This is a genomic window from Serratia sp. CY76391, assembly GCF_052166695.1.
Taxonomy (GTDB): domain Bacteria; phylum Pseudomonadota; class Gammaproteobacteria; order Enterobacterales; family Enterobacteriaceae; genus Serratia; species Serratia nematodiphila.
This window is the reverse complement of sequence record NZ_JBJNOJ010000001.1, coordinates 1,097,670-1,123,796: the sequence shown is the minus strand read 5'-3', so window position 1 is coordinate 1,123,796 and position 26,127 is coordinate 1,097,670. Positions and strand designations below refer to the sequence as shown.

Here is a 26,127-nt window from a genome sequence, read left to right as displayed (position 1 = left end):
TTAATTCTCCTTATCAGCGTGAAAGTATGCTTCCATACCTCAGGCGGCTTGTCGCTGTTCTTTTTTGGGGTAATTCGCCTGCAAAGCACACCGATATAAAACAACTTGATAACATGTTTTTCAAATAATCACGCAACAGCCAGCACTTTGATTAATACGCAAAAAAGGCATGAATGTTTCAAATTATTTCATAAACAAAAACCGACGATCCAATAAAAACGCAACGTAATGATATAGATCTATTTTCCATTTTGTATGATATAAGCAAAAATGAAAATAAATGTAACAACCCGTACCGCCAACTTATTACCATGCGGAAAACACCTATAGGGAAAATTCTTAGTTTGTTAGGATGAAAATCCATGTTTGCCGACGCGTTTAAAAAACAATTGCGCAACATGATTAATCAACAAACGCACGTCAGTAATTTATTACTGTCATGAAAGCTTTTCTCTAAAGTTAATTAAAGGGCATTTCACATGAATGTTAAATTAGTCGCATTATCCCTGCTGGCTCTCTCCGGCGCCTGTGCGGCCGCCTCGTCCAATACCGTGCAATTCAAAGGCGAAGTCAGCACGCAAACCTGTTCGGTGAATATTAACGGCAACCAATCCAACCCGGTCGTGTTGCTGCCGACCGTCGCCGCCAGCCAGCTCGCCACCAAAGGCGCCACCGCCGGCGACACCACCTTTACCGTTAACGTGACGGGCTGCGCGGCGGCGACCAGCGATACGGCGATCAAAACCGTGTTGGCGGGCAACAACCCGACCACCAACGGCAACCTGGGCAACGCGGGCGATGCGGCCAAGGTGTCCATTCAACTGCTGGACAGCGACGCCACCACGCCGCTGTCGTTCGCCAGCGGTTCGACCGTCACCACGTCGGCGATGACGCTGGCGAAAGACGCCACCTCCACCTCGCAGAACCTGGTGGCCCGCTACTACGCGGAAGACACCGGCGTGGCGGCCGGTTCGGTGATCGCCACCGCCCAGTTCGCCATTAGCTACAAATAAGCCGGCGTCAGGCGCCATACCTGTTGATGCCAGCGCCGTTCCTTAGCGGACGGCGCTGAATGACTCGCTTCTTTATCGGTTCACGTTTATGCCGCAGATATCCCGTTCCGCCCGCCGATGGGCCGCCCTGTCGCTTTGCCTGATGAGTTTTGCCGCCACCCACGCCTTGGCCAGCGTAACGCTGCTCGGCAACCGCGTGATCTACCCCGCCGAGGCGCGGGAGAAGACGCTGCAGTTCACCAACGATGACGGCGCCCCGGCGCTGATGCAGATCTGGCTCGATATCAACAACCCGCAGTCCACGCCGGAAAACGCCGATGCGCCCTTTGTCGCCTCGCCGCAAATCTTCCGCATGGATCCGCACAGCGGGCAAATGGTGCGGCTGTCGTTCGTCGGCCAGCCGCTGGCGCGCGATCGCGAATCGCTGTTCTACCTCAACTTCCTGCAGGTGCCCGCCGTGCGTCAGACGGACAGCGACAAGAACAAACTGCTGCTGGTGGTCACCAACCGGCTGAAAGTGTTCTATCGCCCGGCCGGGCTGGCCGGCGACGCAAACCACGTCATCGATCGCCTTAGCCTGCGCCAGGTCGGCAACGCGCTGCGCGTCGACAACCCGACCGGCTACTACGCCAACGTCAGCCAGGCCGCGATACTCAGCGGCGCAAAACGCACCGTGATCCCGCAGGCGGATCTGATCCCGCCGTTTTCACAGGCCAATTGGCCGGTGAACGGGGAAGTGCGGCAGGTCGCGCTGCGCGTCATCAATGACTATGGGGTGGAAATCACACGCACCCTGAACGTCGTGCGCTGAAACCAGACAGGGAGGTTTTCATGTTCGATGCTCGCAAGGCGACGCCGCTGCCCGCACGCTGGTGCTGCGCGCTGCTGGCGCTGCCGCTGGGCTGCGCCGCCGCCGACGGCTACACCTTCGATCCCGCGCTGCTGCGCGGCAGCGTGCTGAGCAACAGCGCCCTGAGTCAATTCAACCAACAGGACGCCGTCGCCCCCGGCAGCTATCAGATCGATCTGTACCTCAACGGCCAGTTTCTCGAGCGCGATCAAATTCGTTTCGTGCGCGATGGCAAGCAGGTGCTGCCCTGTTTCGATCGCGCGCAGCTAACGCGCTTCGGGCTGAAAAATCCGCCGGCGGCCGAGGCGGAATGCCTGCTGCCCGGCCGGGATCTGAAGGACATCACAGTGAACGCCGATATCTCGCGGCTGCGGCTGGATCTGAGCATTCCGCAGGCGCTGTTGAACGGCCGGCCGCGCGGCAGCGTCAATCCCGCCAGCCTGGACGGCGGCGAATCGATGGTCTTCGTCAATTACAACCTCAACCAGTACCACGTCAGCTACCGACAAGGGCAAACCCGCGACCTCGACTCGACCTACGCCAACCTGAACGGCGGGTTCAACCTCGGGCTCTGGCGCTACCGCCAGCAATCCAGCTACCGCTACGATCGGGAGTTCGGCGGCCACCTGGATACCAGCCGCCGCTACGTGCAGCGCGCGATCTTGCCCTGGCGCAGCGAAATGCTGCTGGGCGAAGGCTTTACCGACGGGCACTTCTTTTCCGGCCTGGGCTTTCGCGGCATTCAGCTCAGCTCGGACGATCGCATGCTGCCGGATTCACAGCGCGGTTATGCACCGGTGGTGCGCGGCGTGGCGAAAAGCAACGCGCGCGTGACGGTGCTGCAGGGTAAAAGCACGCTGTACGAAACCACCGTGGCGCCGGGGCCGTTCGCCATCAACGATCTGTACGCCACCAACTACGCCGGCGATCTGACCGTGGTGGTGACCGAAGCCGACGGCAGCGTCAGCACCTTCACCGTGCCGTTCGCCGCGGTGCCGGAATCCATTCGCCCCGGCCAGTCGCGCTACTCCGCCATCGTCGGCCGTTCCCGCTACGTCGGCGACAACGATCTGTTCAGCGAAGTGACCTGGCAGCACGGCCTGACCAACGCCCTGACCTTCAACCTCGGCAATCAGTTGGCGGACGGCTATCAGGCGATGATGCTGGGCGGCGTGTACAGCAGCTGGCTGGGCGCCTTCGGCATGGATACCACCTATTCCCACGCCAGCCTGCCGGACGGCGGCGCCTCCGGCTGGATGCTGCACCTCTCTTACAGCCGAACCTTCAGCCCGACAGACACCACGCTATCCATCGCCGGCTACCGCTACTCTACCGAAGGCTTTCGCGATCTCAGCGACGTGCTCGGCGTGCGGCGCGCCGCCGTTACCGGCAAAAACTGGCAGTCCGACTCCTACCGCCAGCGTTCGCGTTTCGAGGTGGCCGTCAATCAGGGCATGGGCGCGTTCGGCAGCCTGACGATGTCCGGCTCGACTCAGGACTACCGCGATCAGCGCGGCCGCGACAATCAGCTGCAGCTGGGCTGGGGGAAAACCTTCGGCAACGGCGTGGCGCTTAATCTCTCCGTCACCCGCACCCGCAGCCTGGGCTACAGCAACGGCGACTACCGCGGCTACGGGCCGCTGGATAACGTCTACAGCGCGCCGCTGGCGCAGAACGCGCAGACCGTCACCGCCCTGTCGCTGAGCTTCCCGCTCGGGCGCTCATCATCCGCCCCCAGCGTCTCGCTGCTGGCCAACCACAGCCAGGGTCAGGGCGGCAACTATCAGGCTGCGCTGTCGGGCAGCGTCGGCGACGAACAGCCGGTCAGCTACGGCCTGAACTTCACCACCGACGACGATCGCCAACAAAGCATCTGGGGCGGCAACCTGCAAACCCGCCTGCCTTACGCCAACGTCACCGGCTCGTTCTCCACCGCGCGCCAGTATCGACAAGGCTCCCTGTCGCTGCAGGGCGCGGTGGTGGCGCACCGCGGCGGCGTGACATTAGGGCCGTATGTCGGCGACACCTTCGCCCTGATCGAAGCGCCCGGCGCCAGCGGCGCACAGGTGATGGACGGCCAGGGCGCGCGTGTCGATCGCTTCGGCTATGCGCTGGCGCCGGCGCTGGTGCCCTATCACTACAACACCGTAGCGCTGAACCCCGAGGGCATGAACGACAAAGCGGAACTGGAAGACGGCCAGCGGCGCGTGGCTCCTTATGCCGGTGCCACGGTGCGTCTGCACTTCAACACCGTGAGCGGCCAGGCGCTGCTGATCACCGCACAGCGGCCCGATAACGCACCGATCCCGATGGGCGCCAACGTGTTGGACAACGCGGGCAACAGCGTGGGCATGGTTGGCCAGGCCAATCAGGTATATCTGCGCAGCGACCGGAATGCCGGCACGCTGACGCTGAACTGGGGCGACGCGCCCGGCCAGCAGTGCACGCTGCATTATCGCCTGCCCGCCGCGGAAGACAGCCCGATTCAGCGGCTCAGCGCCCCGTGCCGCTAACCCGTTTAACTTATCTCAGGAGAGACGATGAAACGCATTTCTTATCTGGTCGCCACCCCGGCGCTGTTCGCCCTGTCGCTGTTCGGCGCCCCCGCGGCGCTGGCGCAATGCACGCGGGTCGCCCCCTGGATCGACTCCGGCTGCGATCCTTGCGGGGTGGGCACGGCGCTGGGCCGGGTCAACCTGACCAGCACTTACCTGCAGCCCGTCGGCACGCCGCTCGGCACCAGCGTGTTCGATCTGACCTCCGGCACCCGTTATCCCGATCCCAACAAGGTGCTGTATGAATGCGATGCCGGCGATGTCGGGCAAATTTATGAAGTCTTCGCCACCAACGGCGACGATCGCGTCGGCGGCTATTACGATCTGGGCGCCAGGGACGGCAACCCCAACTATTACGCCACCTACTTCCCTTACGTCGGCATCCGTTTGACCCACCTGGATTCCGGCAAGGTTTTTACCCGTTACTGGCAGTCGGCGCCGATTACCCGCTACGCCACCGTCGGCAACAAAATCCAGATCCGGGTGAAAGACTTCAGCGCCATCCGCGCCGATCTGATCCGCATCAGCTCGCTGCCGGGCGCGGGCGCCAGCAACTACTGCGGCTACAGCGCCGGCAACCCGCTGGTGGGCATGGCGTCGACCACCGGCAATTCGAACTATACCTGCACGCAGCCGAACGGCTATGTCACCTTTCAGGGGCCCGGCATCGCTTCGGATCCTATCGGCAGCGATTCCGCCACCAACTACGCCACCTGGGGCACCGGGCGCTGGAACGCGATGGGCATGGGCACCGCACCGATCTCCTCATTGACCTATACCGCCACCTGCGTGGCGCGCAACGTCACGCCGCTGGTGATCCTGCCGACCATTTCCGTCAGCCAGTTGACCGCCGGGCAAACCTCACAGGCGCAGTTCACTATCAATATCGAATGCGACAACGCCGCCGTGTCCGGCGTCAGCAGCAACAATACCGCCCTCGGCCTGCAGGTGCCGTATGAAAGCTATGTCGCGGCGCAGCAGCTCGGGCTGGTCAGCGCCAACGGCGGCGTGAGCTACCTGCTCTCCAGTGGCTACGGCACCGACAGCAGCATCGCCACCGGCGTGGGCATCGCGCTCGCCAACGCCGGCAACGGCGCGCCGATGAACTTTGTCGGCTGGGCGCGCTGCAGCGCCGGGCAATGCCCGCAGGGCAACGACGCCGGCTGGTACCCGGTGCTCAACGGCGCCAGCGGCGGCGGCAGCACCGCAGCGGGGTTTACCCACTACACCACCCAGCTCACCGCCACGCTCGCCCGGCTGCCTGGCCAAACCGTCACCGCCGGCAAGGTGGACGCCAGGGCCTACGTCTGGGTTAAGGTGCAATGATGAGAAAGAGATGCCTGATTATGGGATGCGCCCTGCTGCTGGCGCTGGCTTCCATCGGCGCGCAGGCGGGCATCATCGCCTCCGCCACGCGGGTGATTTTCCGCGAAGGCGAGACGGAAAAAACCCTGATGCTGCTCAACACCAACGGCTATCCGATCGTGGCGCAAACCTGGGTCGATAACGGCGACGTCAACGCCGCCCCCGAACTGTCCCGCGCACCTTTTGTCACCCTGCCCAGCGTGTTCGCCCTGCCGCCTTCTGCGCTGAAAGGGCTGCGCATCCTGTTTGCCGGTGCGAACCTGCCCGCCGACCGGGAGTCGGTGTTCTGGCTTAACCTGTATGAGATCCCGCCTAACCTGCCGACCACGCGGCCGCTGGCGTCGCGCGTGACGCTGGCGATGAACACCCAGATGAAGATCTTCTACCGGCCCAGAGCGCTGCAGGGGAAAGCCGAAAACGCGGCCGAGGCCGTCTCATTCACGCTGCAAAAATCGCCGGACGGTTATCTGCTGCGCTGTCAAAACCGATCGGCGTTTTATCTCTCGTTCGCGCGCATCGCCGTGCACGCCGACAGGCGCGATTACCCGGTGCGGCAAGAAAGCGACATGATGACCGCGCCATTCAGCTCGCGGGATTATCACCTCGACGGCGTTTCGGCATCCGAGTTCCCTTCTCGGGCCACCGTTCAGGCCACCCTCATCAACGACCAGGGCCAGCAGATCGTCAAGCCATACACAGCAAACCCATAACGATAAAAAGCAGCGCATTTTTTTAAGTACAGGAAATAGGGAAAATGAGTTTAAGCAGATTCCAGCTACAGTTTCATCTGGAGAAACAGGCCAACAACATCAGGCAGTCAGCGGCGTTTCACACCGCTATCGTCAAACACGGGGAATTATTGAGGGAGACCTACAAGAAGCATCCGCTGTTTTACAAAATCATTTTCAGGAACAGCCGGTTCATCATCTGCTCCACCATCCTGTCCATTTATTACCACCAGCACGCCGCCGCGCTGAAAGACATCAAAGCCTTTTTCAAAGGGAAGAATATGATCAGCGAGAACTCCCTGGATTCCTTTCTGTTCTTTTTACGGGTCGGGCGCCGGCTGGAGGTCAAACCCTGCGAGCATGACAAACGCCAGTTACGCTATAAGCCTACGCCGCACGCACTGGCGGAAACCCAGGCGCTGATCGCCTCAATGGCGTGCCCTTATCAGGCGCTGGCGCCACAGATGCCCATCGCGGCACTGCTGGCGGCGCCCGACTTTCTGTCCACCTTTTTCGCCGCCTACGGGCAACTGATGCTCAAGGAGGTCTACCTGATCGACCTGGTGCCGCAATCCGCGCTGTTTATCAGCAAAGATGCCGGCCACATGGTGCTGTTGATGTTGTTTATCGAAAGCATCCGACAGGACTCCCCCTTTCTGCTGCTCTCCTCGGCGAAAATCGCCAAGTCCTGCTCCGTCTCACGCGCGCATGTGAACCGCATTCTGCAGGCGGCGGAAAAATCCGGCCTGCTGACCACCACCAATAATGTGGTGATCGAACTCAACAGTTCGTTCTTCATCATGGCGGAGCGCTATTTTAGTCTCTATTTCGCGATGGTCGAATTCGGACTTGAACGGGTTTGGCAAACGCCACAATCCGCCACGCACTCCTGAGCCCTTTAGCGCGCCCGCAGCACCCGATCGATCAGCCCCCAGGCCGCCGCTTCGTCGGCGGTCATAAAGCGATCGCGATCCAACACCCGCTCCACCTCTTCATAACTTAGGCCGCAATGTTGGGCATACAACCGAATCACCGTGTCTTTGGTGCGCTTCATCTCTTCGGCGTGGATCAAGATGTCGGAGGCCTGCCCCTGAAAGCCGCCCAGCGGCTGGTGCACGTGCAGGCTGGCATTAGGCAGCGCCATGCGGTGCCCCGATTCGCCGGCCATCAGCAGGAACGAGCCCATCGAGCGCGCGGTGCCCATGCACAGCGTATGCACCGGGGCGCGGATATACTGCATGGTGTCGTAAATCGCCAGCCCGCTGGTGATCACCCCGCCCGGCGAGTTGATATAAAGATGGATGGGTTTTTCCGGGTTTTCCGCCTCCAGAAACAGCAGCTGGGCACACAGCATTTCGGCCACGTCGTCGTTGACCTCGCCGTTAAGGAACACGATCCGATCGCGCAGCAGGCGCGAATAAATATCAAAGGAACGTTCTCCCCGGCTGGTCTGTTCCACCACCATCGGGACGAGCATCATCTTCTCACGCATCGGTGAACTCCTGGGTTGGCAACAAAGAGAAATGTGTTTAACGCGTCAGGCGGCGCGCATCACCGTCGGCGGGCCATCGTTGGCGGCATCGAGCTGGTGGATAATCCGCAGCAGGCTGCCGCCGCCGGCGTCCGGCACGATCTGCAGGGTGACGACGCTTTCGAGAAACGGCGGTTGGTCGTCGCGCAAGCGATAGCTCACCGCCTCACCCGGCGTGGCGGCCAGCGGCTCGGCCTGCGCCAGATCCCCCGTCGGCAGCCACTGCTCGCGCAATTCGGGAACGCTGAGCGCCCGCCACACTTTTTCCGGCGGCGCCTCGAGCGAATATTCCAACACCAGCCGGTCGCGCGGCGGCCGCTCAGCCTGTTTGTTCATTGATCCATGTCCTTCAGCAAAGTTTGCAGCGCGTCGATGCGCGCCGGCCAGTAGGCGCGGTACTTCGCCAGCCACTGGGCGATCTGCGCCAGCCCTTCCGGGTCGACCTGGTAATTGACGCAGCGCCCCTGCCTCGTCTCGCGTACCAGTCCGGCGTTACGCAGCACCGCCAGGTGTTGCGACATCGCCGACTGGCTGATGGGCAGCCCTTCGCGCAACGCACTGGCGTTCATGCTGGCGACAGCGAGTTTGTCGAAGATGCTGCGGCGAGTCGGATCGGCCAACGCCTTGAAGATGTCATTTTCGTTCATACAAACACATTAGTATTCACTTATGTATTATGCAAACGCAGAGGCAGATTTTTTTCGCAAGGCGAGACTCCGCGCCGGGGCGCGGAGTCGAGAGGTGAGCAATTACAGCGGTTTATTGCATGCGGGCGTGGTCAGCGCCGGTTGACCGGCAGGCGCCCCCTCCTGCGCTTCCAGCGCGAGGCGCGCCAGCGGCATGTCTTCGTGGTAGCGCGCCTCGGCATTCAGAGTCTTTGAGTAGCGGTTGTATTTCCACCAGGCGTAGCCGAGGAACACCACCAGCCCGCCGACGTTATAGAACACGATGGTCATGATGCTGGCGCCGGTCGGGAACGTCGAGGCGAAGAAGCCGACGGTGAAGATGGCGATCAGCACGCTGACGATGGCGATACCCTGCAGGCGCGAACCCATTTTGAAATCGCGCGCCACCCGGTCGTACTTCAGCCGCAGATTCAGGTAGGCCAGCATGATGAAAAGCGGCGGCAGCATCGAGGCGGCGGCGGTCATGTTGATCAGCGTATTCATCAAATCCTGCACGCTGCTGGAACCCAGGGTCGGGATCAGCATCAGCGGGATAACGATGAAGAACTGGATCCAGGCGGCGCGCGTCGGCACGCCGTGCCGGTTAAGGCGGATGGTTTTCTCGCCGAAAATGCCCTTCGGGATCTCGGTGAAGAAAATTTTCACCGGCGCCGCCGTCCACATCAGCAGCGAACCGAACATGGCGGTGAAGGAAACAATGCCGACAAAGCGGTTCATCAGCACCGTCGGCAGGCCGAAATGCGCCGACAAGCCTTCGAACACCTGTACCGTACCGCCGGTAAAGTGCAGGTCGGTGCGGTGCACGAATACGTTAATCAGCAGCGATGACACCGAATACAGCACGCCGATGAACAGCCCGGAAACGATGATCACCTTCACGAAGGCGCGGCTGCCGCCTTTCACATCGTTCACGTACACCGCCACGGATTCCGCCCCGCCCGCCGCCTGGAAGATCCAGGCGGTAATGCCGAGGAACGCCCAGCTGAAGTTCGGCGTCATCGCCTGCACGTTGATCGGGTCGGCCGGCTCGATGCCGCCCAGCACCGCCGCGCCCGCCAGGATGATGTAGGAAAACGTCAGCAGCAGCATCAGCGACGAGGTGACGGAGGTCATCGGCCCCAGCAGTTTCGCGCCGCTGTTGGAGATATAGGTCGAGAAGGCGAACAGGAAGATGCTGATGATCGCCGTGGTCAGCGGCGTAAACACGTAGTCGTAGCCTAAAAACGCGTAAGAAGCATAGGCGATGACGCGCGGCAGCAGCGCGGTGAAGAAAAACAGATTCACGAACCAGTAGGTGTAGGCGGTGATAAACGCCCAGCGCCCGCCGAGCGCACTTTTGACCCAGGCATAGACGCCGGCCTCGGAGTTGCGGTTGAGCGAGACGAACTCGGCGATGATCAGGCAAAAGGGAATGAAGTAAATGATCGTCGCCACCAGGAATACCGGCGACGAGGCGATGCCGAGCTGAATATTGTTGTTGATCACGTTGTTGAAACTGAACACTGCCGCAAACGTCATCGACAGCAGGCCAAACTTGCCGATGGTGTTTCTGTTCGACGCAGCCATAGAGATTCTCCGAATGGTGTAGGGGACTTCGGTTTGTTGTTATCGATCGGCGGTCGCGCTATTTGTTGATGAAATAGCTGTCTTCCACCGTCACTTTTAAAATGACTTTTTTTACCTTGCCGCTTTCTTTGAAGCGGTGAGCCTGGTGGTTTTCGAAGATCACCACGTTGCCTTTACCGACCCGGCGCCTCTCGCCTTCGCCGCTGAAGAACTCGCGGTCGGTTTCGTCCTGATAGGGCGCCACCGTCGTCAGCGCCCGTTTGTCGGCGACTTCGACGATCTCCTCTCCCTCGAGGTAGTAGTGCACGTCGAAGTAGCGGCGGTTACCCTCCAGCCAGCCATGCTGCCGGCCGGCGCCGACGCTCAGCCGATAGGTCAGCGAGTCGCCGATCGAATGGCACACGTTCGGGCTGATGCGATCGACATTGGCGATCGCCTCCATGCAGCGCAGCCATTTCTTGCCGCTGTGATAAATGCGCTGAAACTCCGTCAGGGATTCGAGAATGATCATGCGTTTTCCTCCGCAGACTGCGGGTGATGAGGGGCCGGCGCGAAGTCATAACCGGCGAGCGTGGCGCCGTCCGTTTGCCGGCCGTCGAACGGCACCAGCGTGAAGCCGTAACTGAATGGCGCCAGATAGACCCGGTGGGTATCCAGCACCTCGGAGCCCCAGGAGTTGGAGCCGAGACCGAGCACCTGATCGTCCAGGTTCAGCGTCAGGCAATCGTCAGGCTCCAGCTCGTTGATGTGCTGGGCCTGATGCAGCATCTCGGCGCTGTACGGCCACAGGCTGAAGTTGATCGGCCGCCGCGGCTGGATGAAGATCCCCTTGCCCGCCGCGTCCTGCAGGCTCAGCCAGCGCACCTCCTGCCGGTTGCCGTTGTCCTGCGGGAACGGATAGTGTTCGAACAGCGCATCGGCGCGCTGCCGGTAGTGGCCGATGAGGTTGGCCCGGCAGCTGTCGCGGTAGTTCTCGCCCGGCCCGCGGCCGTAGTACTCCACCTGTTCGAAGCGGCGGCTGATGCCGAAATCGAGACCGATTTTCGGGATCACCTGCCGGAAATCGCCGTAAGGCTCGCCGGCCAGATCCAGGCTGACACAGCCCTGCGGAGAGATGCGCCAGCGATAGGTGCAGCGCATGCCGAAGTCGAACACCGGCGGCGCGATCAGGCTGTGCACCTCGATCAGCAGATCCTCCCCCTGCCAGTGTCGGCTGAGGCGGCGGAAATGCTGTTGCATGATGGGGAAGTGATACGGCAGCCAAATCCCCTCATATTCCTGCTTATGGTTATCGATCACCGGTTTGAAGAAGGTGATGCGCGGCGCGCGCCCCACCACGTCTTCATCGTCTACCCGCCACGACAGCAGTTCGCCGCTCAGCAGCGAGAACGCCAGCTGGAACCGGCCGCCGCTGACGAGCAGCTGATGATTTTCCTCGCGGCATTGCAGCGCCGGCGCATCGGCCAACGGTGGAGCCGGTAGCCGCGTCGCCGCCTGGCGCAGATGCTGGTAATGCCCCAGCAGTTGGCCGCTCTCGCTATAGCGGGTGGCGCTGTCCTTATGCACCGCCACGTCGATCAGCGTTTCCCCCTGCCCCAGCGCCAGCACCGGCAGGTGCATGTCTTCACTCTCGCCCGGCTGCAGATGCGGCAGCTTGAATTCGTAACTCGCCACCTGGCGGCCGTCGGTCTTGACGCTGACCTTCAGCGTGATGTCCGCCAGCGAGCTGAACCAGTAGCGGTTTTTCACCCGCAGCACGTCGCCTGCGCCTTCTTCCGCCGTCACTTCCACCGGGCACAGCACCTGCTGATATTCACGCAGGCCGGGGCCGGGGCGCTGGTCCGGGTAGATCAGGCCGTCCATGCAGAAGTTGTAGTTGTTCGGGTAGTCGCCGTAATCGCCGCCATACTGGTAGCGCTCGCGCCCCTGCTCGTCGTGGCTCAGCAGACCGTGATCGCACCATTCCCAGATATAGTGCCCCTGCAAACTGGCGTGACGGTTGAACACCGACTGGTATTCGAACAGCCCGCCGGGGCCGTTGCCCATGGCGTGGGCGTATTCACACAGAATGCGCGGTTTGGGGTGCGGGTATTCACCGAAGGCGTTCATCATCGCCACGCGGGAATACATGGTGCTGATCACGTCGGTCACTTCGGCGTCGCGGTCTTCTTCGTAGTGGATAAGGCGGGTCGGATCGAGCGCCTTGCAGCGCCGGGCCATGGCGCGAATGTTGCACCCGTAGCCGGATTCGTTGCCGAGCGACCAGATGATGATCGACGGGTGGTTTTTCTGCGCCGCCACGTGGCGCTCGATGCGCTCGACGTAAGCCTGCTCCCAGCGCGGATCGTCGGTAATGCGGCTCAGATCGCCAACGTTGGCAAAGCCGTGGCTCTCCAGATCGGTCTCCGCCATCACAAACAGGCCATAGAGATCGCACAGCTCGTAAAAACGCGGATCGTTGGGGTAGTGGGCGGTGCGTACCGAGTTGATGTTGTGCTGTTTCATCAGCACGATGTCGCGCTCCACCCGCGCCATATCGACGGCGCGCCCTTTACGGTGATCGTGATCGTGGCGGTTGACGCCGTGCAGCTTGAGGTAACGCCCGTTGACGTACATCAGCCCGTCGCGCACCGCGATCTCGCGGAAGCCCACCCGCTGCGGCACCACGCCCAGCAGGTTGCCGGCGCCGTCATACAGGCTGAGCAACAGCTGATACAGATAGGGATTTTCCGCGTTCCACTGCTGCGGGCGGCTGACCGGCAGCTCGAAACGGCAGCTCAGCGCCCGCTCAATATGCAGATCGTCGCGCCACTGCTCTGCCACGCAGCGATCGCCGTCGAACAGCTGCGCCTGCAGGCGGCAACCCTCGGCGGCCTGCACACCGAGATGGCGCAGCTCGGCGTCGATCGCCAACTGCGCGTCACAATAGCGCTCATCGAAGGTGGTGACCAACGTCAGGTCGTGAAGGTGAGTGGCGCTCTGGCCGATCAGATAAACGTCGCGGAAGATGCCGGCCATCCACCACATGTCCTGATCTTCGATGTAGGTGGAATCGGCCCACTGCATCACCCGCACCGACAGCAGGTTCTCGCCCTGCCGCACATAAGGGCTGATGTCGAATTCGGCGCACAGTCGGCTGCCCTTGCTGAAGCCGACATAGCCGCCGTTGACGTACACCTCGAAGTAGGTTTCCACGCCGTCGAATTTGATCAGTACTTGCTGGTCCCTCCAGCCGGCGTCGAGCGTAAAGTGGCGCTGATAGGCGCCGGTGGGGTTGTTGGTCGGCACGTAAGGCACGTCGATCGGGAACGGGAAGCCCTCATCGGTATACTGCAAGTGGCCGTGCCCTTCCAGCTGCCACATGCCCGGCACCGCCATATCGCCCCAGTCGTTCATCGGCTCACGGTAAAACGCCGCCGGCACCTGCGCCGGGTGCTCGAAGAACCGAAAGCGCCAGCGGCCGCTCAGCAGCTGGAAACGCCGGCTGGCGTTGCGATCGAAGCTCAGCGCCTGCTCGGCGTCCGCGTAGCTGAAGAAGCTCGCGCGCGGCGCCAACCGGTGCTCCGACTGTTTTTCAATGTTTTCCCAATTATTCACGTCACGTCTCCCGACACCTGTGCAATGCGGAAACGATAGTAAATATTTAGTAAAAACTACAGCCGATATTTACCAAATGACGACAGGATCACAATAAATCTCAAATGCCTTTTTTTATCATGACGTTAATTTTGAGCGCCAACGCCCCCCGCCGAGGCGGGGGCCGGTCAGGCGACGGTGGTGTCACGCAGCTGCAGCGAGCTGGGAACGAAGATCGACAGCGGGACGGCCCGCTCATCGCGCAGCCGCTCCGCCAGCAGGTTGACGGCCTGTGCGCCCATGGTTTCCGAAGGGATGCGCACCGTGGACAAGGCGGGGAAAATAAAGCGGGCGGTGGGAATGTCGTTGACGCTGATTAACGCGATCTGCCCCGGCACCTGAATGCCGTGTTCATGCAGCGCGCGCAGTACGCCGATGGCGATCGAATCGGTCGCCACCAGCAGCGCCGGCGGATAGCCATTCTTGCTCTGCAACATCGCTTTGGCGCACTGGTAGCCCGACTGGCTGCTGAAATCGCCGTGGTAAATATCCTGCGGCAGCACCACGTTTTGCTGCCGGCCATACTCGACGAACGCCTGCTCGCGCTGGTCGATGCCGGCCGGATGGTCGCGCCCGCCGATAAAGCCGATGCGCTGATAGCCACGGCCGATGAAGTAATCGATCACCTTGCGGCTGATCTTGTACAGGTCGACATTGACGCAGTCAAAACGCTCGTCATCCACCACGCCGTCGATAAACACCACCGGCGTTTCCTGCTGCCTGAGCTGCTCATACAGCGCGGGCTGTGGCCGGCCGATCACCAGCAGGCCGTCGGCCACCGGCAGCGCCTTGTCGCCGGTAAAGTCGTAACCGGCGCTCAGCGCCACGCCCAGCTTTTCGCACTGCGTTTCGATGCCGTAGCGCATCGCCAGGTAATAGGGATCGTTGATCTCCACACCCTGCGTATAGGTGAACAGCGCGGCGAAATGCAGGCGATGCTCGCTTTGCCGTTTGGAAGGCGCAATCTTGTATTCGAGGAGCTCCGCCGCTTCCAGGATCTTCTGGCGGGTTTGCGCCTTCACGCTCAGGGTGGGGTCGTCATTCAACACGCGCGAAACGGTGGCGACGGACACATTAGCGGCTTCAGCAATTTCCTTCAGTGTGGCCATAGAGTCCCAATGCACAGACGAAAAACGGTAGCTTAATCGGATAGCGGCGCAACGTACAGTGCCGCCCGCCCCTCTCTTCCCAGACCGGGCCAGCGCTCGCTCATGCAAACCGCTGCCGGGCGCCTGCAGCGAAAGATACCCATTTCACCCGTTGTGATCAAGTTAACGATTTACTGATTAAAGCGTATTTTTTACTAAATATTTTACTAATATACCTGCCGTTTACCGCCCGCGACCGGGCGGACTTTATCTCTTCTCCCAGGGAGCCGGGAGCGACCTTGCGTGAGCCGCCATTCGACTGACGCGCCGATCCATCCAACACCAGGCACATGCCCCATGACATCAATAAATCATCACGCCCTGTTGCCCTTGTTACTGATACTCAGCGCGCCGGTCTGGGCGGCGCAGGAACCCGTTACCCCGGCGGAGCGCAATCAGCTACCGCCGCCGCCGTTGCCCGAAACCGCCGCGACCGCCCTGCGCTTTTACGGCGAGCTCGGCATCGGCGGCAGCGTCTATTTGAACGGCGAACATCAGCATAAATACAGCGACGGCACCTACATCGAAGGCGGCCTCGAGATCAAACAGGGCCACTGGTTCGGCCTGATTTACGGCGAAGGCTGGACCGTGCAGGCGGACAGCCAGGGCCACGCCTGGACGCCCGGACACGGCTGGGGCGGCTTCGAGGGGGGCCTGAACCGTTTTTACGGCGGTTACCGCACCGATGACGGCACCGAGATGATGCTCAGCGTACGCAACGACTCGTCGCTCGACGATCTGCAATGGTGGGGCGACTTCACGCCGGAGTACGGCTACGTGATCCCCAACACCCGCGATCTCAGCTACGCCGCCAAGCTGCAAAACCTGACCGGGCGCTTTCGCTACAGCGTGACGGCGGCGCCGGAAAGCCGCATCGACGAGAGCAAGGCGCTGCTGCACTTCGGCAAATACGACCGCTATTCCGACAAATACACCTACCGGGCGATGATCAACGGCTACACCCAGTACGATCTGCAAGACGGTCTGACGCTGCTGAACGGCCTGGAGGTGACCGACGGCCAGGGGCAACTGTTTCTGCTGGGGCTGCGCGGCAAACACCTGGCCGGCCGCGTCTGGCACCACACCGGCAAAGGCGACAGCGGCGGCCATCCCGGCAGCGAATCGGGCCTGATGCTCAGCGCGATGACGGAAACCGCCAAAGGGCTGTACCTCTCCACCGCCTACAGCTACGCCCGCCACCGGTTTGATAACGCGGCGGATACCGCCACCTCCTACGCCCAGTTCGGCGTCTGGTACGAATATGCCGGCGGTAAGCTGGCCACCGCGCTGGACAGCAAATTCTTTATGCGCAACGACAGCACCGGCGCCAGCAACTCGGTGTTTCTGATGCAATATTTCTATTGGTAACCGTTGAGGCCCCTACGATGAACATGACTCCCCTGACGCCGCTGGCCACCGCCCTCACCCTCGCGCTGACGCTGGCGGGCTGCGCGCCGAAAACGCCCGCCGCCCCACAGGCCGAACGCTACCCAAACGTTATCGATCGCCACGGCGCGCCGCATTTTATGCTCGACTACGACTTCGATGATCATCAACGCTTCAACCCGTTCTTCGATCTCGGCGCCTGGCATGGCCACCTGTTGCCGAGCGGCCCGGAAGGCATGGGCGGCTTCCCCGGCCCGGCGCTGCTGACCGAAGAATACATCAACTTTATGGCCAACAATTTCGATCGGCTCAGCGTATATCGCAACGGCAAGCCGGTGTCTTTCACCATGACGGCCTACAGCCTGCCCGGCGCCCTGGTGCAACGGCTCAGCGCGCCGGGGGTGACCGTCAACCTGACGCTGCGCTTCGCCAGTGCGCGCACCTCGCTGCTGGAGACGCAAATTATCACCGATGCGCCGCTGGAGCTGGTGTGGGATGGCGAATTGCTGGAGCGCTACGCGGCCAAAGAGCAAAAACCGCAGCCGCCGGCGACCCTCGAACAGGCGTTTCCGGACTACACGCGCCGCATTGTGCCGACGGCGGACGGCCTGCGCGTCACCTTCGGCAAGGTACGTGCGCCGTCGCAGTTGATGACCTCCGGCCAGTCCGAGTATCAGATCCATAAATCGCTGCCGCAGCGCACCACGGTCGACGGCCACCGCTTCCGCTCCACGGCGCGCATCGCCGGCACCACCACGCTGTACACCACCTATTCGCACCTGCTCACCGCCGACGAGGCGCAGCGCGAACAGCGCGCTATCGCCGACATCCTCGCTCACCCGCAGCGCTATATGGCCGCGTCGGCCCAGCGTTGGGAACGCTATCTCGCCGCCGGGCTCCGCAACCCGCACGCCACGGCGGAACAAACGCGTGTGGCGGTCAAAGCGATAGAAACGCTTAACGGCAACTGGCGCGGCGCCGCCGGAGCGATGAAGTTCGACTCGGTCACCCCGTCGGTCACCGGGCGCTGGTTCTCCGGCAACCAGACCTGGCCGTGGGACACCTGGAAACAGGCCTACGCCATGGCGCACTTCAACCCGGACGTGGCCAAGGACAACATTCGCGCGGTGTTCGCCTACCAGATCCGGCCGGGCGACGCTTTGCGGCCGTGGGACGCTGGTTTCCTGCCCGACCTTATCGCCTACAACCCCAGCCCGGAACGCGGCGGCGACGGCGGCAACTGGAACGAACGCAACACCAAGCCGAGCCTGGCGGCCTGGGCGGTGATGGAGGTCTATCGCGTCACCGGCGATAAGGGCTGGCTGGCTGAGATGTACCCGAAGCTGGTGGCTTACCATGACTGGTGGCTGCGTAACCGCGATCACAACGGCAACGGCGTGCCGGAGTACGGCGCCACCCGTGACAAAGCGCACAATACTCCCGACGGGCGCATGCTGTTTACCGTCAAACGCGGGCAACGCGAGCAAACGCTGGCCGGCCTCGACAACTACGATCGCATCGTGCGCGAGGGGCACTACGACAGCATCGCGATCCCGGCGCAGACCGCCGCCTCCTGGGAGTCGGGCCGTGACGATGCGGCGGTATTCGGCTTTATCGATCCGGATCAATTGGCGCGCTACGTGGCGCAAGGCGGCAAACGCGAAGACTGGCAGGTGAAATTCGCCGAAAACCGCGCGCCGGACGGCACGCTGCTCGGCTACTCGCTGCTGCAGGAGTCGGTGGATCAGGCCAGCTATATGTACAGCGACAACCGCTATCTGGCGGAGATGGCCGATATTCTGGGCCGCGGTGCCGAGGCCGCTGCCTTCCGCGCCAAAGCCGACCGGCTGGCGGCCTACATCAACACCTGCATGTTCGACAAGCAGAGCGGTTTCTTCTATGACATCCGCATCGAAAGCCGGCCGTTGGCCAATGGCTGCGCCGGCAAACCGATCGTCGAACGCGGCAAAGGGCCGGAAGGCTGGTCGCCGCTGTTCAACGGCGCCGCCAGCCAGACGCACGCCGATGCGGTGGTCAGGGTGATGAAGGATCCGCACGAGTTCAATACCTATGTGCCGCTCGGCACCGCGGCGCTGACCAACCCGGCGTTCGGCGCGGACATCTACTGGCGCGGCCGCGTATGGGTCGATCAGTTGTATTTCGGCCTCAAGGGCATGGAACGCTACGGCTATCGCGACGACGCGGTAGCGATGGCGCAGGCCTTCTTCCGCCACGCCGACGGCCTGGTCGCCGACGGGCCGATCCGCGAGAACTACAACCCGCTCACCGGCAAACAGCAAGGCGCGCCGAACTTCTCCTGGAGCGCGGCGCATCTGTACATGTTGTATAACGACTTCTTCACGCAATAAGCCGCGGCGGCCACCGCCATCGTTGCCCGGCGGTGGCTCGCGTTTATGAGCGGATCGGGATCACCAGCACGTCGATATTCAGCTGGTTGATGGCGTTGCGGGTAGAAGAAAACAGGTTGCTCCACAGATCGTGGTGATGGCCGAACACCAGTAGATCGATGTTCTTGTCCACGACCGCCGTGCGCAGTTCGTCAACGAAGCCACCGCGCCCTATAATCACTTCCGCGATCGGGTAATTGACGTTTTGCGTGGTGGTTTCCAGCTCTTTGCGGATCTTCTCTTCGAACGGCACGCCATCATAGCTGCGCTCCGAAAAGCCGATCGCCGCGTGGTAGGTATCGTAGTGGACGTCCACATAGATCAGTGAGAGTTTGGCCTGCAGCGCCTCCGCCAGCAACGCCCCCTTTTCGACCAGCCGTTTGCCGTCATCGCTCAGATCGGTGGCGATGACAATATGGTGGTAACACATAGCGCCTCCTGTCATGGACTCGGTTGAGCCGAGGCTCCGATATCACGCCGGGGTCATATCGTTATGATTAATTTTAGTTCAGAAATGGCGCTCGTGGCGGGAGGTGATGCGGTGGGAAAGCCCCGTTGCCGGGGCTGAAGGCAGAAATTATTTCTCGCGCTGCGCCTCAAACCAGACGTTGCACAGCGACAGGATCAGCGTGTTGGCGTCTTTCACCAGCACGTTATCGCCGGGCACCCCATCGGTGCCCTGATCGGTGATGCCTTTGATGACGGTATCCGCGTGCTGAATGGCCACGCGCTCGACCGACGGCGTGCTGATGCCCAGCATCGGAAAATCGATGTAGGAGCTGCTGCCGGCATTGTCCTCGACAAACTCCTGCGCTTCTACGGTGCTAACGGTGGCCCCTTCGCTTTTCAGCGCCGTGCCGTTCCAGCTGAACGCATCCACCTTATAGCTGATTTTGCCGCCGATCAGGCTCTGCGCCTGCTGTTGATCCCAGCAGCCGGTGGTTTGGGTCGGCACGATCTTGCTGACGCGCCAGTTGCCCAGCAGCTGTTTGGGGATCGGCCCGGTATCGCTCTCCGCCGCCCGAACCTGAGTCGCCGAGACGCAGGCCAACACCACCAGCGGCAGCAGCGCCTTGCTCCAAGTGTTCAATCGCATTGTCTATTCCTTCGTTTCAGTACCCAGTCTGCCCTTACGGGCCAACGGCTATCATAATAAGCCCGCCGATTCGCCGTCAAAGCAATCCGCACCGCGCGGAGTGGCGGCGGCTCATAGCTAATCGCTATGAGTCATAGTGAATCAGTATTTTGTTTTAGCCCAGCGATTACCTACAGTCACTGCCACTATTCTGCCCGCCAAAATTAGCAGGCAATGTTGACAAGGACCCTGGGAAAATGACATTTACGCTGAAAAACCTCACCCTGGCGCTGGCCGCCGCCGGCACGCTGCTGCTGACCGCCTGCGGCCCGACCGCACAGGACGATCACCACATCAAGGTCGGCATCAGCGCCGGCATCGATCAGTCGCTGTGGGCGGTGGTACAAAAAGTCGCCAAGCAGAAATACGATCTGGACGTGGAGGTGGTGACCTTCAACGACTACGTGCTGCCGAACGAAGCGCTGAACAACGGCGATCTGGACGTTAACGCCTTCCAGCACAAGCCGTATCTGGACAAGCAGATGCAGGAGCGCGGCTACAAGCTGGCGGCGGTGGGCAACACCTTCGTCTACCCGATCGCCGGCTACTCGAAGAAAATAACCGCACTCAGCCAGCTGCCGGACGGCGCGCAGGTGGCGGTGCCGAACGATCCGACCAACCTGGGCCGCTCGCTGCTGCTGTTGCAAAAACAGGGGCTGATTACCCTGAAAGACGGCGTGGGCCTGCTGCCGACCGCGCTGGACATCGTCGGCAACCCGAAAAAGCTGAAGATTGTCGAGATTGAAGCGCCGCAGCTGCCGCGCGCGCTGGACGACCAACAGGTGACGCTGGCGATCATCAACACCAACTATTCCAGCCAGATTGGCCTGTCGCCGGCCAAGGACGGGCTGTTTGTCGAAGACAAAAACTCGCCGTACGTCAACATCTTCGCCAGCCGCATCGACAACAAAGACAGCCAGAAAGTGAAGGATCTGGTCAAGGCCTATCAGACCGACGAAGTGGCGGCCAGCGCCGCCGAAATCTACAAGGGCGACGCCGTCAAAGGCTGGTAACTCTCTCCCGTATGCCCGTGGCGCCAGGCCACGGGTTTTTTCATTTCCCCTCCGCCGTACCGTTCACTTTTCACCCACCCAGATCACAAATCAAACACTGCGCTTTAGGTGAATAAAGCTGCCATGTTGTATACAAGTTTGCGTAAATGTTTTCTATTTGTTTCAAAAAACCGCTGGGGAAAATAATGAAAAATAGAAAAATCAAAACGTTGCTTGTTACCTGCGCCGTGGTCGGTGCCACGTTGCTGGCCATCGCCGGTAAAGCGGAAAACGCCGACAAAACCTTCCTCTCCGTCGCCACCGCCTCCACCGGCGGCACCTACTACCCGATGGGCGTCGGGCTGGCCAACGTCTGGAGCAACCGGCTGAAGCATCAGGGGATCCAGGTGACCGGTCAGTCCTCCGCCGGTTCGATCGAGAATATCGACCTGCTGCAAAAAGACGAGGCACAGCTGGCGATTTTACAGAGCCTGATCGCCGTTGAAGCCTATCAGGGCGTGCGCAACTTCAACGGCCGCGCCGAGGGCGAGCTGCGCTCCATCTCCATGCTGTGGCCCAACGTCGAACACTTCGTGATGCTGGAAAGCCGGGTGAAGGACGGCACGCTGAACGATATCGCCGGCACGCGCTTTTCCGTCGGGCCGCAGGCCAGCGGCACCGAGCAGTCGACGATGATCATCCTGCAGGGCGTCAAGCTGAGCAAAAAGTCGCTGTCGGCGGAATACCTCGGCTACGGCGATACGGTGTCCGCGATGCGCGACGGGCGCCTGGACGGCGGCGCCCTGCCCGCCGGGGTGCCGGCGGCGGCCGTCACCGACATGTACGCCAGCGGCGTGCCGGCGCGCATCCTGGAAGTCACCGACGAGCAGCTGGCCAGCATCAACGCCATCGCCAACTCCTGGTTTCGGTTCGACATCAAAGCGGATACCTACCCGCGCCAGCCCAAGGCGGTCGCCACCATCGCGCAGCCCAACATTCTGGTGGCCCTCAGCCGGCTCGACGAAAAGCTGGTATACGACCTGACCAAAACGATGTTCGAGAACCTGCCGGAAGTGCACCAGGTGCACAGCTCGGCCAAATACATCTCGCTGGAAAATGCGCTGAAAGGCGTTTCGGTGCCGCTGCACCTCGGCGCCTATCGCTACTACCGCGAAGCCGGCGTCGAGATACCCGATTATCTGATCCCGCCGGAAGCCACCGCGCTGGCCGCCAACCCATAATCCAGGAGGACGTATGAGCACTCACCCTTCTTCACCGCAGCCCGCCCTCGATCTGGACAAGGAAGCCGGCGCCGGCAGCCGGCCGCTGAGCGGCGTCTATCTGCAGCTGGCGACCGTCCTGGCGATCGCCATTTCCGCCTACGCCATCTACGCCAACGCGTTGTCCAACACCCAAGAGTTCTATCGCAACACCACCTTCCTGAGCGGCATTCTGATCCTGGGCTTTATCCTGTTCCCGTTTTCAGCTCTCCACGCCACCCGCAGCTTCAACCGTTGGGACTATCTGTTCATCATCCTGACGCTGGTCAGCTACGGCTATTTCTACGTTAACTATGTCGATCTGCACGTGGTGCGCAAGAGCATTCCCAACACCACCGACTACGTCATGGCGGCGATCGGCATCGGCGTCCTGTTCGAAGCCGCGCGCCGCACCACCGGCTATTTCATTCCCGGCCTGGCGACCTTCGCCATCGTTTATGCGCTGTTCGGCCAGTATTTCATGGGCATTTTCGGCCACGGCGGTTTCTCGGTGGAGCGCCTGCTGTACCGGCTGTTTATGACCAGCGAAGGGATTTTCGGCATCACCCTGTCCACCGCCTCCACCGCCATCGTGGTGTTTATTCTGTTCGGCGCCTTTCTCAGCGTCAGCGGCGCGACCGCGCTGTTCAACGATCTGGCGCTGGCCGCCGCCGGACGCCGCCGCGGCGGCCCAGCCCAGGTGGCGGTGATCTCGTCGGCGCTCACCGGCTCGTTGAGCGGCAGCGCGGTGGCCAACGTCGCCACCACCGGCACCTTCACCATTCCGCTGATGAAAAGCATCGGCCTGTCGCCTCGCTTCGCCGGCGCCGTTGAGGCCACCGCCTCCACCGGCGGCATGATCATGCCCCCCATCATGGGCGCGGCGGCATTTATCATGGCCGGCTTCCTTGGCATCTCATACACCACCATCGTCATCGCCGCCATCGTGCCGGCACTGCTCTATTACGCCGCACTGATCATGGCCATCGATCTGGAAGCCAAGAAACAGGGCCTGAAAGGCATCAGCAAAGAGAACATTCCCCAGGTGCGCGCGGTGCTGAAGGCGCGCGGGCTGTTGCTGCTGCCGCTCGTCATCGTCATCGGCACGCTGCTGCTGGGCAAAACGCCGATCTATGCCGGCTTTCTGGGCATCATTTCGATTATCGTCGCCAGTTGGCTCACCCCCGACAGCTCGGTGCGCATGACGCCGAAAAAAATCGCATTGGCCCTGAACGACGCGGCGCGCGGCTCGATTCAGGTCACCATCGCCTGCGCCGCCATCGGCGTGATCATCTGCGTGGTGACCATGACCGGCATCGGCTCGACGCTGGCGTTCAACATCGTCGCCATGACCGACAACACCCTGTGGATGATCCTGCTGGTGGTGATGCTGGTGTGCATCGTGCTCAGCATGGGGCTGCCCTCCACCGCGCTCTACATCGTGGTGGCGGTCACCGTGTCGCCGATCCTGATCAAGGCCGGCGTGCTGCCGCTGGCGGCGCACTTCTTCGTGTTCTGGTTCGGCGCACTGTCCAACATCACGCCGCCGGTGGCGCTGGCCAGCTACACCGCCGCCAGCATCGCCCGCGCCGATCCGATGCAAACCTCGTGGGATGCGGTGCGCCTGGCGCTACCGGGTTTTATCATTCCGTTCATTCTGGTCTACAACCCGATGCTGCTGATGCAGGGCGACGATCTCAATCCGCTGTCGGTGCTGCATATGGTGATCAGCGCGCTGGTGGGGATCTACGCGCTGTCGATCGCCAGCGCCAATTTCTGGCTGATGAAAACCCACTGGCTGGAGCGGGTGCTGTTTACCGCGGCGGCGATTTTGCTGATCAAACCGGGCCTGATGACCGATCTGGGCGGCGCGGCCCTGATCGCCGGCGCCGGCGCCATGCACCTGCTGCGCTATAAGCAGCGCGCCGCGCTGCCGGGGGGCGCGTCATGATCCGCAAGGTGACGCGCCAGAAAGCCTCTCATCAAGTGCTGGCGCAGCTGAAGGCCGGCATCAACGACGGCACCTTTCCGGTCGGCGAGAAGCTGCCGTCGGAAAATGTGTTGGCAGACGCGTTCGGCGTCAGCCGGGTGCCGGTGCGCGAGGCGCTCGGCGTGCTGGAAGTCAGCGGCATCATCTCCTCACGCCAGGGCGGCGGCCATCGGGTGGAACAGCATTCGCTGCTGAGCAAATACGAGCCGCTGGTAATGGAAATCGCCGACCGCCGTGAGGTGGAGGCACTGTTGGAAATGCGCGAGGTCATGGAGCAGCAGGCGGCGCGCATGGCCGCCGAGCGCCGCACCGAACAGGAATTGCAGGCGATCGAACAGGCGCACTTCGCCTTTCGTCACTGCACGCTGAACGACGGCCAGATCGGCTATCGGCAGGACTACCTGTTTCACCGCGCCATCATGCAGGCTTCGCATAACCCGTTTTTCGTGCAGATCCTCGATAACATGCACGAGCTGTACCTGGGGGTGCTGGTGTACTCGCTCAGCAAAAATCGGGGGCGGCAGGCCGAGCGCCAGCGGGTGATCGACGAGCATGAACGGGTGTTTATCGCCATTCGCGACGGCGATGCGGCGGCGGCCACCGCCGCCATGCAAAATCATTTAAACAACGTGCGCGGCAAATTACGCCGCCTGGAAAACGAGGAGCAAAAGCCGTGATGTACGACGCGATCGTGATCGGCGCCGGCCTGGTGGGGCTTGGCGTGGTGAATGCACTGCAGGAGGTGGATCCGCAGCGGCGCATTCTGGTGTTGGAAAAAGAGCACGGCCCGGCGGCCCACCAAAGCGGCCACAACAGCAACGTAGTGCACTCCGGCATTTACTACGCGCCCGGCAGCCTGAAAGCGCAGTTGGCAAAACAGGGCAACCGCAGCATGTTCGCCTTTTGCCGCGAACATGACCTGTATCACGACCAGTGCGGCAAGGTGATCGTCGCCACCCAGTTGAACGAGCTGGAGCGGCTGGAGAATATCTACCAGCGCGGCCTGCAGAACGGCCTGCAGGTCACCCGGCTGTCGCAGGCGCAGTTGCGGGAGCGTGAACCGCACGTCAACGGCCTCGAGGCATTGCTGGTGCCCGACGCCGGCATCGTCAACTACGCGGAGGTAGCCGCCAAGCTGGCGGAGATCATCGTGCGGCGCGGCGGCGAAATCGCTTACGGCCATCAGGTCGAGGCCATTCGCGAACACGCCGCCGGCGTCACCGTCACCGCCGCCGGCGACACCTTTGAAGGGCGGGTGCTGGTCAACTGCGCAGGGCTGTTCAGCGATCGCATCGCCAAACTGGCAGGTTACGAAACCGGCATGAAGATCGTACCGTTCCGTGGCGAATACTATGTGCTGGACGAGGCGAAAAACCACCTGGTCAACCATCTTATCTACCCGGTGCCGAACCCGGACTTCCCGTTTCTCGGCGTGCATTTCACCCGCATGTACAACGGCAAGCGCGACGTCGGCCCCAATGCGGTGCTGGCCTTCAAACGCGAAGGCTATCGCAAATGCGACTTCAGCCTGCGCGATCTGAGCGAAGTGCTCGGCTATCGCGGCTTTTGGAAAATCGCCGGCAACTACCTCGGCGAGGGGCTGGCGGAAATGCGCCGTTCGCTGTCGCGCCGCCGTTTCGCCGACAACGCCCGCCGGCTGATCCCGGCGCTGCAGGAGCAGGATATCCGGCCTGGGCCGGCCGGGGTGCGCGCCCAGGCGTTGACCGCCGACGGCAAGCTGGTGGACGATTTCCACTTCGTACAGGGAAAACGCTCGCTGCACGTGTGCAATGCCCCCTCTCCTGCGGCGACCGCCTCGCTGGAGATCGGCCGCGAGATCGTGCGCCGCCACCTGTCCGCTTTCTGACGCCCGCTGAAG

Annotated in this window: 22 protein-coding genes; 13 read left to right on the top strand and 9 right to left on the bottom strand. The window is 61.8% G+C overall.

The genetic code is table 11. The annotated features are described in order from the left end of the window. Positions 1–479 precede the first annotated feature (479 nt). From ACJ8PN_RS05715 to ACJ8PN_RS05690, 6 genes are all read left to right on the top strand, one after another. Positions 480–1,013, top strand: a complete 534-nt coding sequence (locus ACJ8PN_RS05715; protein ID WP_074054465.1) for a fimbrial protein — start codon at positions 480–482, stop codon at positions 1,011–1,013. Positions 1,014–1,101: 88 nt separating this feature from the next. Next, the gene (locus tag ACJ8PN_RS05710) at positions 1,102–1,824 is read left to right on the top strand and encodes a fimbrial biogenesis chaperone (protein WP_171453812.1); all 723 of its coding nucleotides are present in this window, start codon (positions 1,102–1,104) and stop codon (positions 1,822–1,824) included. A gap of 20 nt (positions 1,825–1,844) precedes the next feature. Beyond that, positions 1,845–4,376: a fimbria/pilus outer membrane usher protein gene (locus tag ACJ8PN_RS05705; protein ID WP_442534697.1), complete on the top strand. Its 2,532-nt coding sequence runs from the start codon at positions 1,845–1,847 to the stop codon at positions 4,374–4,376. 27 nt (positions 4,377–4,403) lie between these two features. Then, positions 4,404–5,744, top strand: a complete 1,341-nt coding sequence (locus tag ACJ8PN_RS05700; RefSeq protein ID WP_442534696.1) for a fimbrial protein — start codon at positions 4,404–4,406, stop codon at positions 5,742–5,744. After that, complete coding sequence (locus tag ACJ8PN_RS05695; protein WP_442534695.1) at positions 5,741–6,493, top strand: fimbrial biogenesis chaperone; 753 nt, start codon at positions 5,741–5,743, stop codon at positions 6,491–6,493. Before ACJ8PN_RS05700 ends, ACJ8PN_RS05695 begins: the two co-directional genes overlap by 4 nt. Positions 6,494–6,537: 44 nt before the next feature. Next, positions 6,538–7,404 (top strand): hypothetical protein, encoded by an 867-nt coding sequence (locus ACJ8PN_RS05690; RefSeq protein WP_442534694.1) that lies wholly within the window; start codon positions 6,538–6,540, stop codon positions 7,402–7,404. A gap of 5 nt (positions 7,405–7,409) precedes the next feature. On the opposite strand, the gene ACJ8PN_RS05685 is transcribed toward ACJ8PN_RS05690, so the two are convergent. From ACJ8PN_RS05685 to ebgR, 7 genes are all read right to left on the bottom strand, one after another. Beyond that, the gene (locus ACJ8PN_RS05685; RefSeq protein WP_015377556.1) at positions 7,410–8,003 is read right to left on the bottom strand and encodes an ATP-dependent Clp protease proteolytic subunit; all 594 of its coding nucleotides are present in this window, start codon (positions 8,001–8,003) and stop codon (positions 7,410–7,412) included. Between the two features lie 45 nt (positions 8,004–8,048). Continuing rightward, the gene (locus ACJ8PN_RS05680) at positions 8,049–8,378 is read right to left on the bottom strand and encodes an SRPBCC family protein (RefSeq protein WP_015377555.1); all 330 of its coding nucleotides are present in this window, start codon (positions 8,376–8,378) and stop codon (positions 8,049–8,051) included. Then, complete coding sequence (locus ACJ8PN_RS05675) at positions 8,375–8,689, bottom strand: ArsR/SmtB family transcription factor (RefSeq protein ID WP_004941008.1); 315 nt, start codon at positions 8,687–8,689, stop codon at positions 8,375–8,377. The genes ACJ8PN_RS05680 and ACJ8PN_RS05675 overlap by 4 nt, the downstream gene beginning before the upstream one ends. 102 nt (positions 8,690–8,791) lie before the next feature. Next, on the bottom strand, positions 8,792–10,294 hold the full coding sequence (locus ACJ8PN_RS05670; RefSeq protein WP_411261385.1) for an amino acid permease: 1,503 nt from the start codon (positions 10,292–10,294) through the stop codon (positions 8,792–8,794). 58 nt (positions 10,295–10,352) lie between these two features. After that, positions 10,353–10,805, bottom strand: coding sequence for a beta-galactosidase subunit beta (locus tag ACJ8PN_RS05665; RefSeq protein WP_015377553.1), 453 nt, complete (start codon positions 10,803–10,805; stop codon positions 10,353–10,355). Beyond that, positions 10,802–13,891, bottom strand: a complete 3,090-nt coding sequence (gene ebgA, locus ACJ8PN_RS05660; protein WP_442534693.1) for a beta-galactosidase subunit alpha — start codon at positions 13,889–13,891, stop codon at positions 10,802–10,804. Before ebgA ends, ACJ8PN_RS05665 begins: the two co-directional genes overlap by 4 nt. A gap of 167 nt (positions 13,892–14,058) precedes the next feature. Continuing rightward, positions 14,059–15,039: a transcriptional regulator EbgR gene (ebgR, locus tag ACJ8PN_RS05655; protein ID WP_442534692.1), complete on the bottom strand. Its 981-nt coding sequence runs from the start codon at positions 15,037–15,039 to the stop codon at positions 14,059–14,061. Positions 15,040–15,375: 336 nt separating this feature from the next. Between ebgR and ygjJ the strand changes: the two genes are divergently transcribed. Then, on the top strand, positions 15,376–16,446 hold the full coding sequence (ygjJ, locus tag ACJ8PN_RS05650) for a protein YgjJ (RefSeq protein ID WP_171453806.1): 1,071 nt from the start codon (positions 15,376–15,378) through the stop codon (positions 16,444–16,446). Positions 16,447–16,463: 17 nt separating this feature from the next. Then, positions 16,464–18,833 (top strand): alpha-glucosidase, encoded by a 2,370-nt coding sequence (gene ygjK, locus ACJ8PN_RS05645; protein ID WP_442534691.1) that lies wholly within the window; start codon positions 16,464–16,466, stop codon positions 18,831–18,833. Positions 18,834–18,876: 43 nt separating this feature from the next. Here ygjK and ACJ8PN_RS05640 read toward each other — a convergent pair whose 3' ends face one another. Further along, complete coding sequence (locus ACJ8PN_RS05640; RefSeq protein WP_442534690.1) at positions 18,877–19,302, bottom strand: universal stress protein; 426 nt, start codon at positions 19,300–19,302, stop codon at positions 18,877–18,879. Between the two features lie 147 nt (positions 19,303–19,449). Continuing rightward, positions 19,450–19,968, bottom strand: a complete 519-nt coding sequence (locus ACJ8PN_RS05635; RefSeq protein WP_442534689.1) for a hypothetical protein — start codon at positions 19,966–19,968, stop codon at positions 19,450–19,452. A gap of 236 nt (positions 19,969–20,204) precedes the next feature. Between ACJ8PN_RS05635 and metQ the strand changes: the two genes are divergently transcribed. The 5 genes from metQ (at position 20,205) to lhgO (ending at position 26,115) form a co-directional block, all read left to right on the top strand. Further along, positions 20,205–21,020, top strand: coding sequence for a methionine ABC transporter substrate-binding lipoprotein MetQ (gene metQ / locus ACJ8PN_RS05630; protein ID WP_351109906.1), 816 nt, complete (start codon positions 20,205–20,207; stop codon positions 21,018–21,020). A 185-nt stretch (positions 21,021–21,205) separates the two neighbouring features. Beyond that, positions 21,206–22,240 carry a TAXI family TRAP transporter solute-binding subunit gene (locus ACJ8PN_RS05625; protein WP_171453803.1) on the top strand — a complete coding sequence of 345 codons (1,035 nt, stop codon included), beginning with the start codon at positions 21,206–21,208 and terminating at the stop codon, positions 22,238–22,240. A gap of 13 nt (positions 22,241–22,253) precedes the next feature. Further along, positions 22,254–24,209, top strand: coding sequence for a TRAP transporter permease (locus ACJ8PN_RS05620; RefSeq protein WP_442534688.1), 1,956 nt, complete (start codon positions 22,254–22,256; stop codon positions 24,207–24,209). Next, positions 24,206–24,925 (top strand): FadR/GntR family transcriptional regulator, encoded by a 720-nt coding sequence (locus tag ACJ8PN_RS05615; RefSeq protein ID WP_171453801.1) that lies wholly within the window; start codon positions 24,206–24,208, stop codon positions 24,923–24,925. The genes ACJ8PN_RS05620 and ACJ8PN_RS05615 overlap by 4 nt, the downstream gene beginning before the upstream one ends. Continuing rightward, positions 24,925–26,115 carry an L-2-hydroxyglutarate oxidase gene (lhgO, locus tag ACJ8PN_RS05610; RefSeq protein WP_171453800.1) on the top strand — a complete coding sequence of 397 codons (1,191 nt, stop codon included), beginning with the start codon at positions 24,925–24,927 and terminating at the stop codon, positions 26,113–26,115. The genes ACJ8PN_RS05615 and lhgO overlap by 1 nt, the downstream gene beginning before the upstream one ends. Positions 26,116–26,127 lie beyond the last annotated feature (12 nt).

Coding starts and splice junctions, on each gene's coding strand:
- ACJ8PN_RS05715 (WP_074054465.1), top strand. CDS start 480: ATGAATGTTAAATTAGTCGCATTATCCCTGCTGGCTCTCTCCGGCGCC.
- ACJ8PN_RS05710 (WP_171453812.1), top strand. CDS start 1,102: ATGCCGCAGATATCCCGTTCCGCCCGCCGATGGGCCGCCCTGTCGCTT.
- ACJ8PN_RS05705 (WP_442534697.1), top strand. CDS start 1,845: ATGTTCGATGCTCGCAAGGCGACGCCGCTGCCCGCACGCTGGTGCTGC.
- ACJ8PN_RS05700 (WP_442534696.1), top strand. CDS start 4,404: ATGAAACGCATTTCTTATCTGGTCGCCACCCCGGCGCTGTTCGCCCTG.
- ACJ8PN_RS05695 (WP_442534695.1), top strand. CDS start 5,741: ATGATGAGAAAGAGATGCCTGATTATGGGATGCGCCCTGCTGCTGGCG.
- ACJ8PN_RS05690 (WP_442534694.1), top strand. CDS start 6,538: ATGAGTTTAAGCAGATTCCAGCTACAGTTTCATCTGGAGAAACAGGCC.
- ACJ8PN_RS05685 (WP_015377556.1), bottom strand. CDS start 8,003: ATGCGTGAGAAGATGATGCTCGTCCCGATGGTGGTGGAACAGACCAGC.
- ACJ8PN_RS05680 (WP_015377555.1), bottom strand. CDS start 8,378: ATGAACAAACAGGCTGAGCGGCCGCCGCGCGACCGGCTGGTGTTGGAA.
- ACJ8PN_RS05675 (WP_004941008.1), bottom strand. CDS start 8,689: ATGAACGAAAATGACATCTTCAAGGCGTTGGCCGATCCGACTCGCCGC.
- ACJ8PN_RS05670 (WP_411261385.1), bottom strand. CDS start 10,294: ATGGCTGCGTCGAACAGAAACACCATCGGCAAGTTTGGCCTGCTGTCG.
- ACJ8PN_RS05665 (WP_015377553.1), bottom strand. CDS start 10,805: ATGATCATTCTCGAATCCCTGACGGAGTTTCAGCGCATTTATCACAGC.
- ebgR (WP_442534692.1), bottom strand. CDS start 15,039: ATGGCCACACTGAAGGAAATTGCTGAAGCCGCTAATGTGTCCGTCGCC.
- ygjJ (WP_171453806.1), top strand. CDS start 15,376: ATGACATCAATAAATCATCACGCCCTGTTGCCCTTGTTACTGATACTC.
- ygjK (WP_442534691.1), top strand. CDS start 16,464: ATGAACATGACTCCCCTGACGCCGCTGGCCACCGCCCTCACCCTCGCG.
- ACJ8PN_RS05640 (WP_442534690.1), bottom strand. CDS start 19,302: ATGTGTTACCACCATATTGTCATCGCCACCGATCTGAGCGATGACGGC.
- ACJ8PN_RS05635 (WP_442534689.1), bottom strand. CDS start 19,968: ATGCGATTGAACACTTGGAGCAAGGCGCTGCTGCCGCTGGTGGTGTTG.
- metQ (WP_351109906.1), top strand. CDS start 20,205: ATGACATTTACGCTGAAAAACCTCACCCTGGCGCTGGCCGCCGCCGGC.
- ACJ8PN_RS05625 (WP_171453803.1), top strand. CDS start 21,206: ATGAAAAATAGAAAAATCAAAACGTTGCTTGTTACCTGCGCCGTGGTC.
- ACJ8PN_RS05620 (WP_442534688.1), top strand. CDS start 22,254: ATGAGCACTCACCCTTCTTCACCGCAGCCCGCCCTCGATCTGGACAAG.
- ACJ8PN_RS05615 (WP_171453801.1), top strand. CDS start 24,206: ATGATCCGCAAGGTGACGCGCCAGAAAGCCTCTCATCAAGTGCTGGCG.
- lhgO (WP_171453800.1), top strand. CDS start 24,925: ATGTACGACGCGATCGTGATCGGCGCCGGCCTGGTGGGGCTTGGCGTG.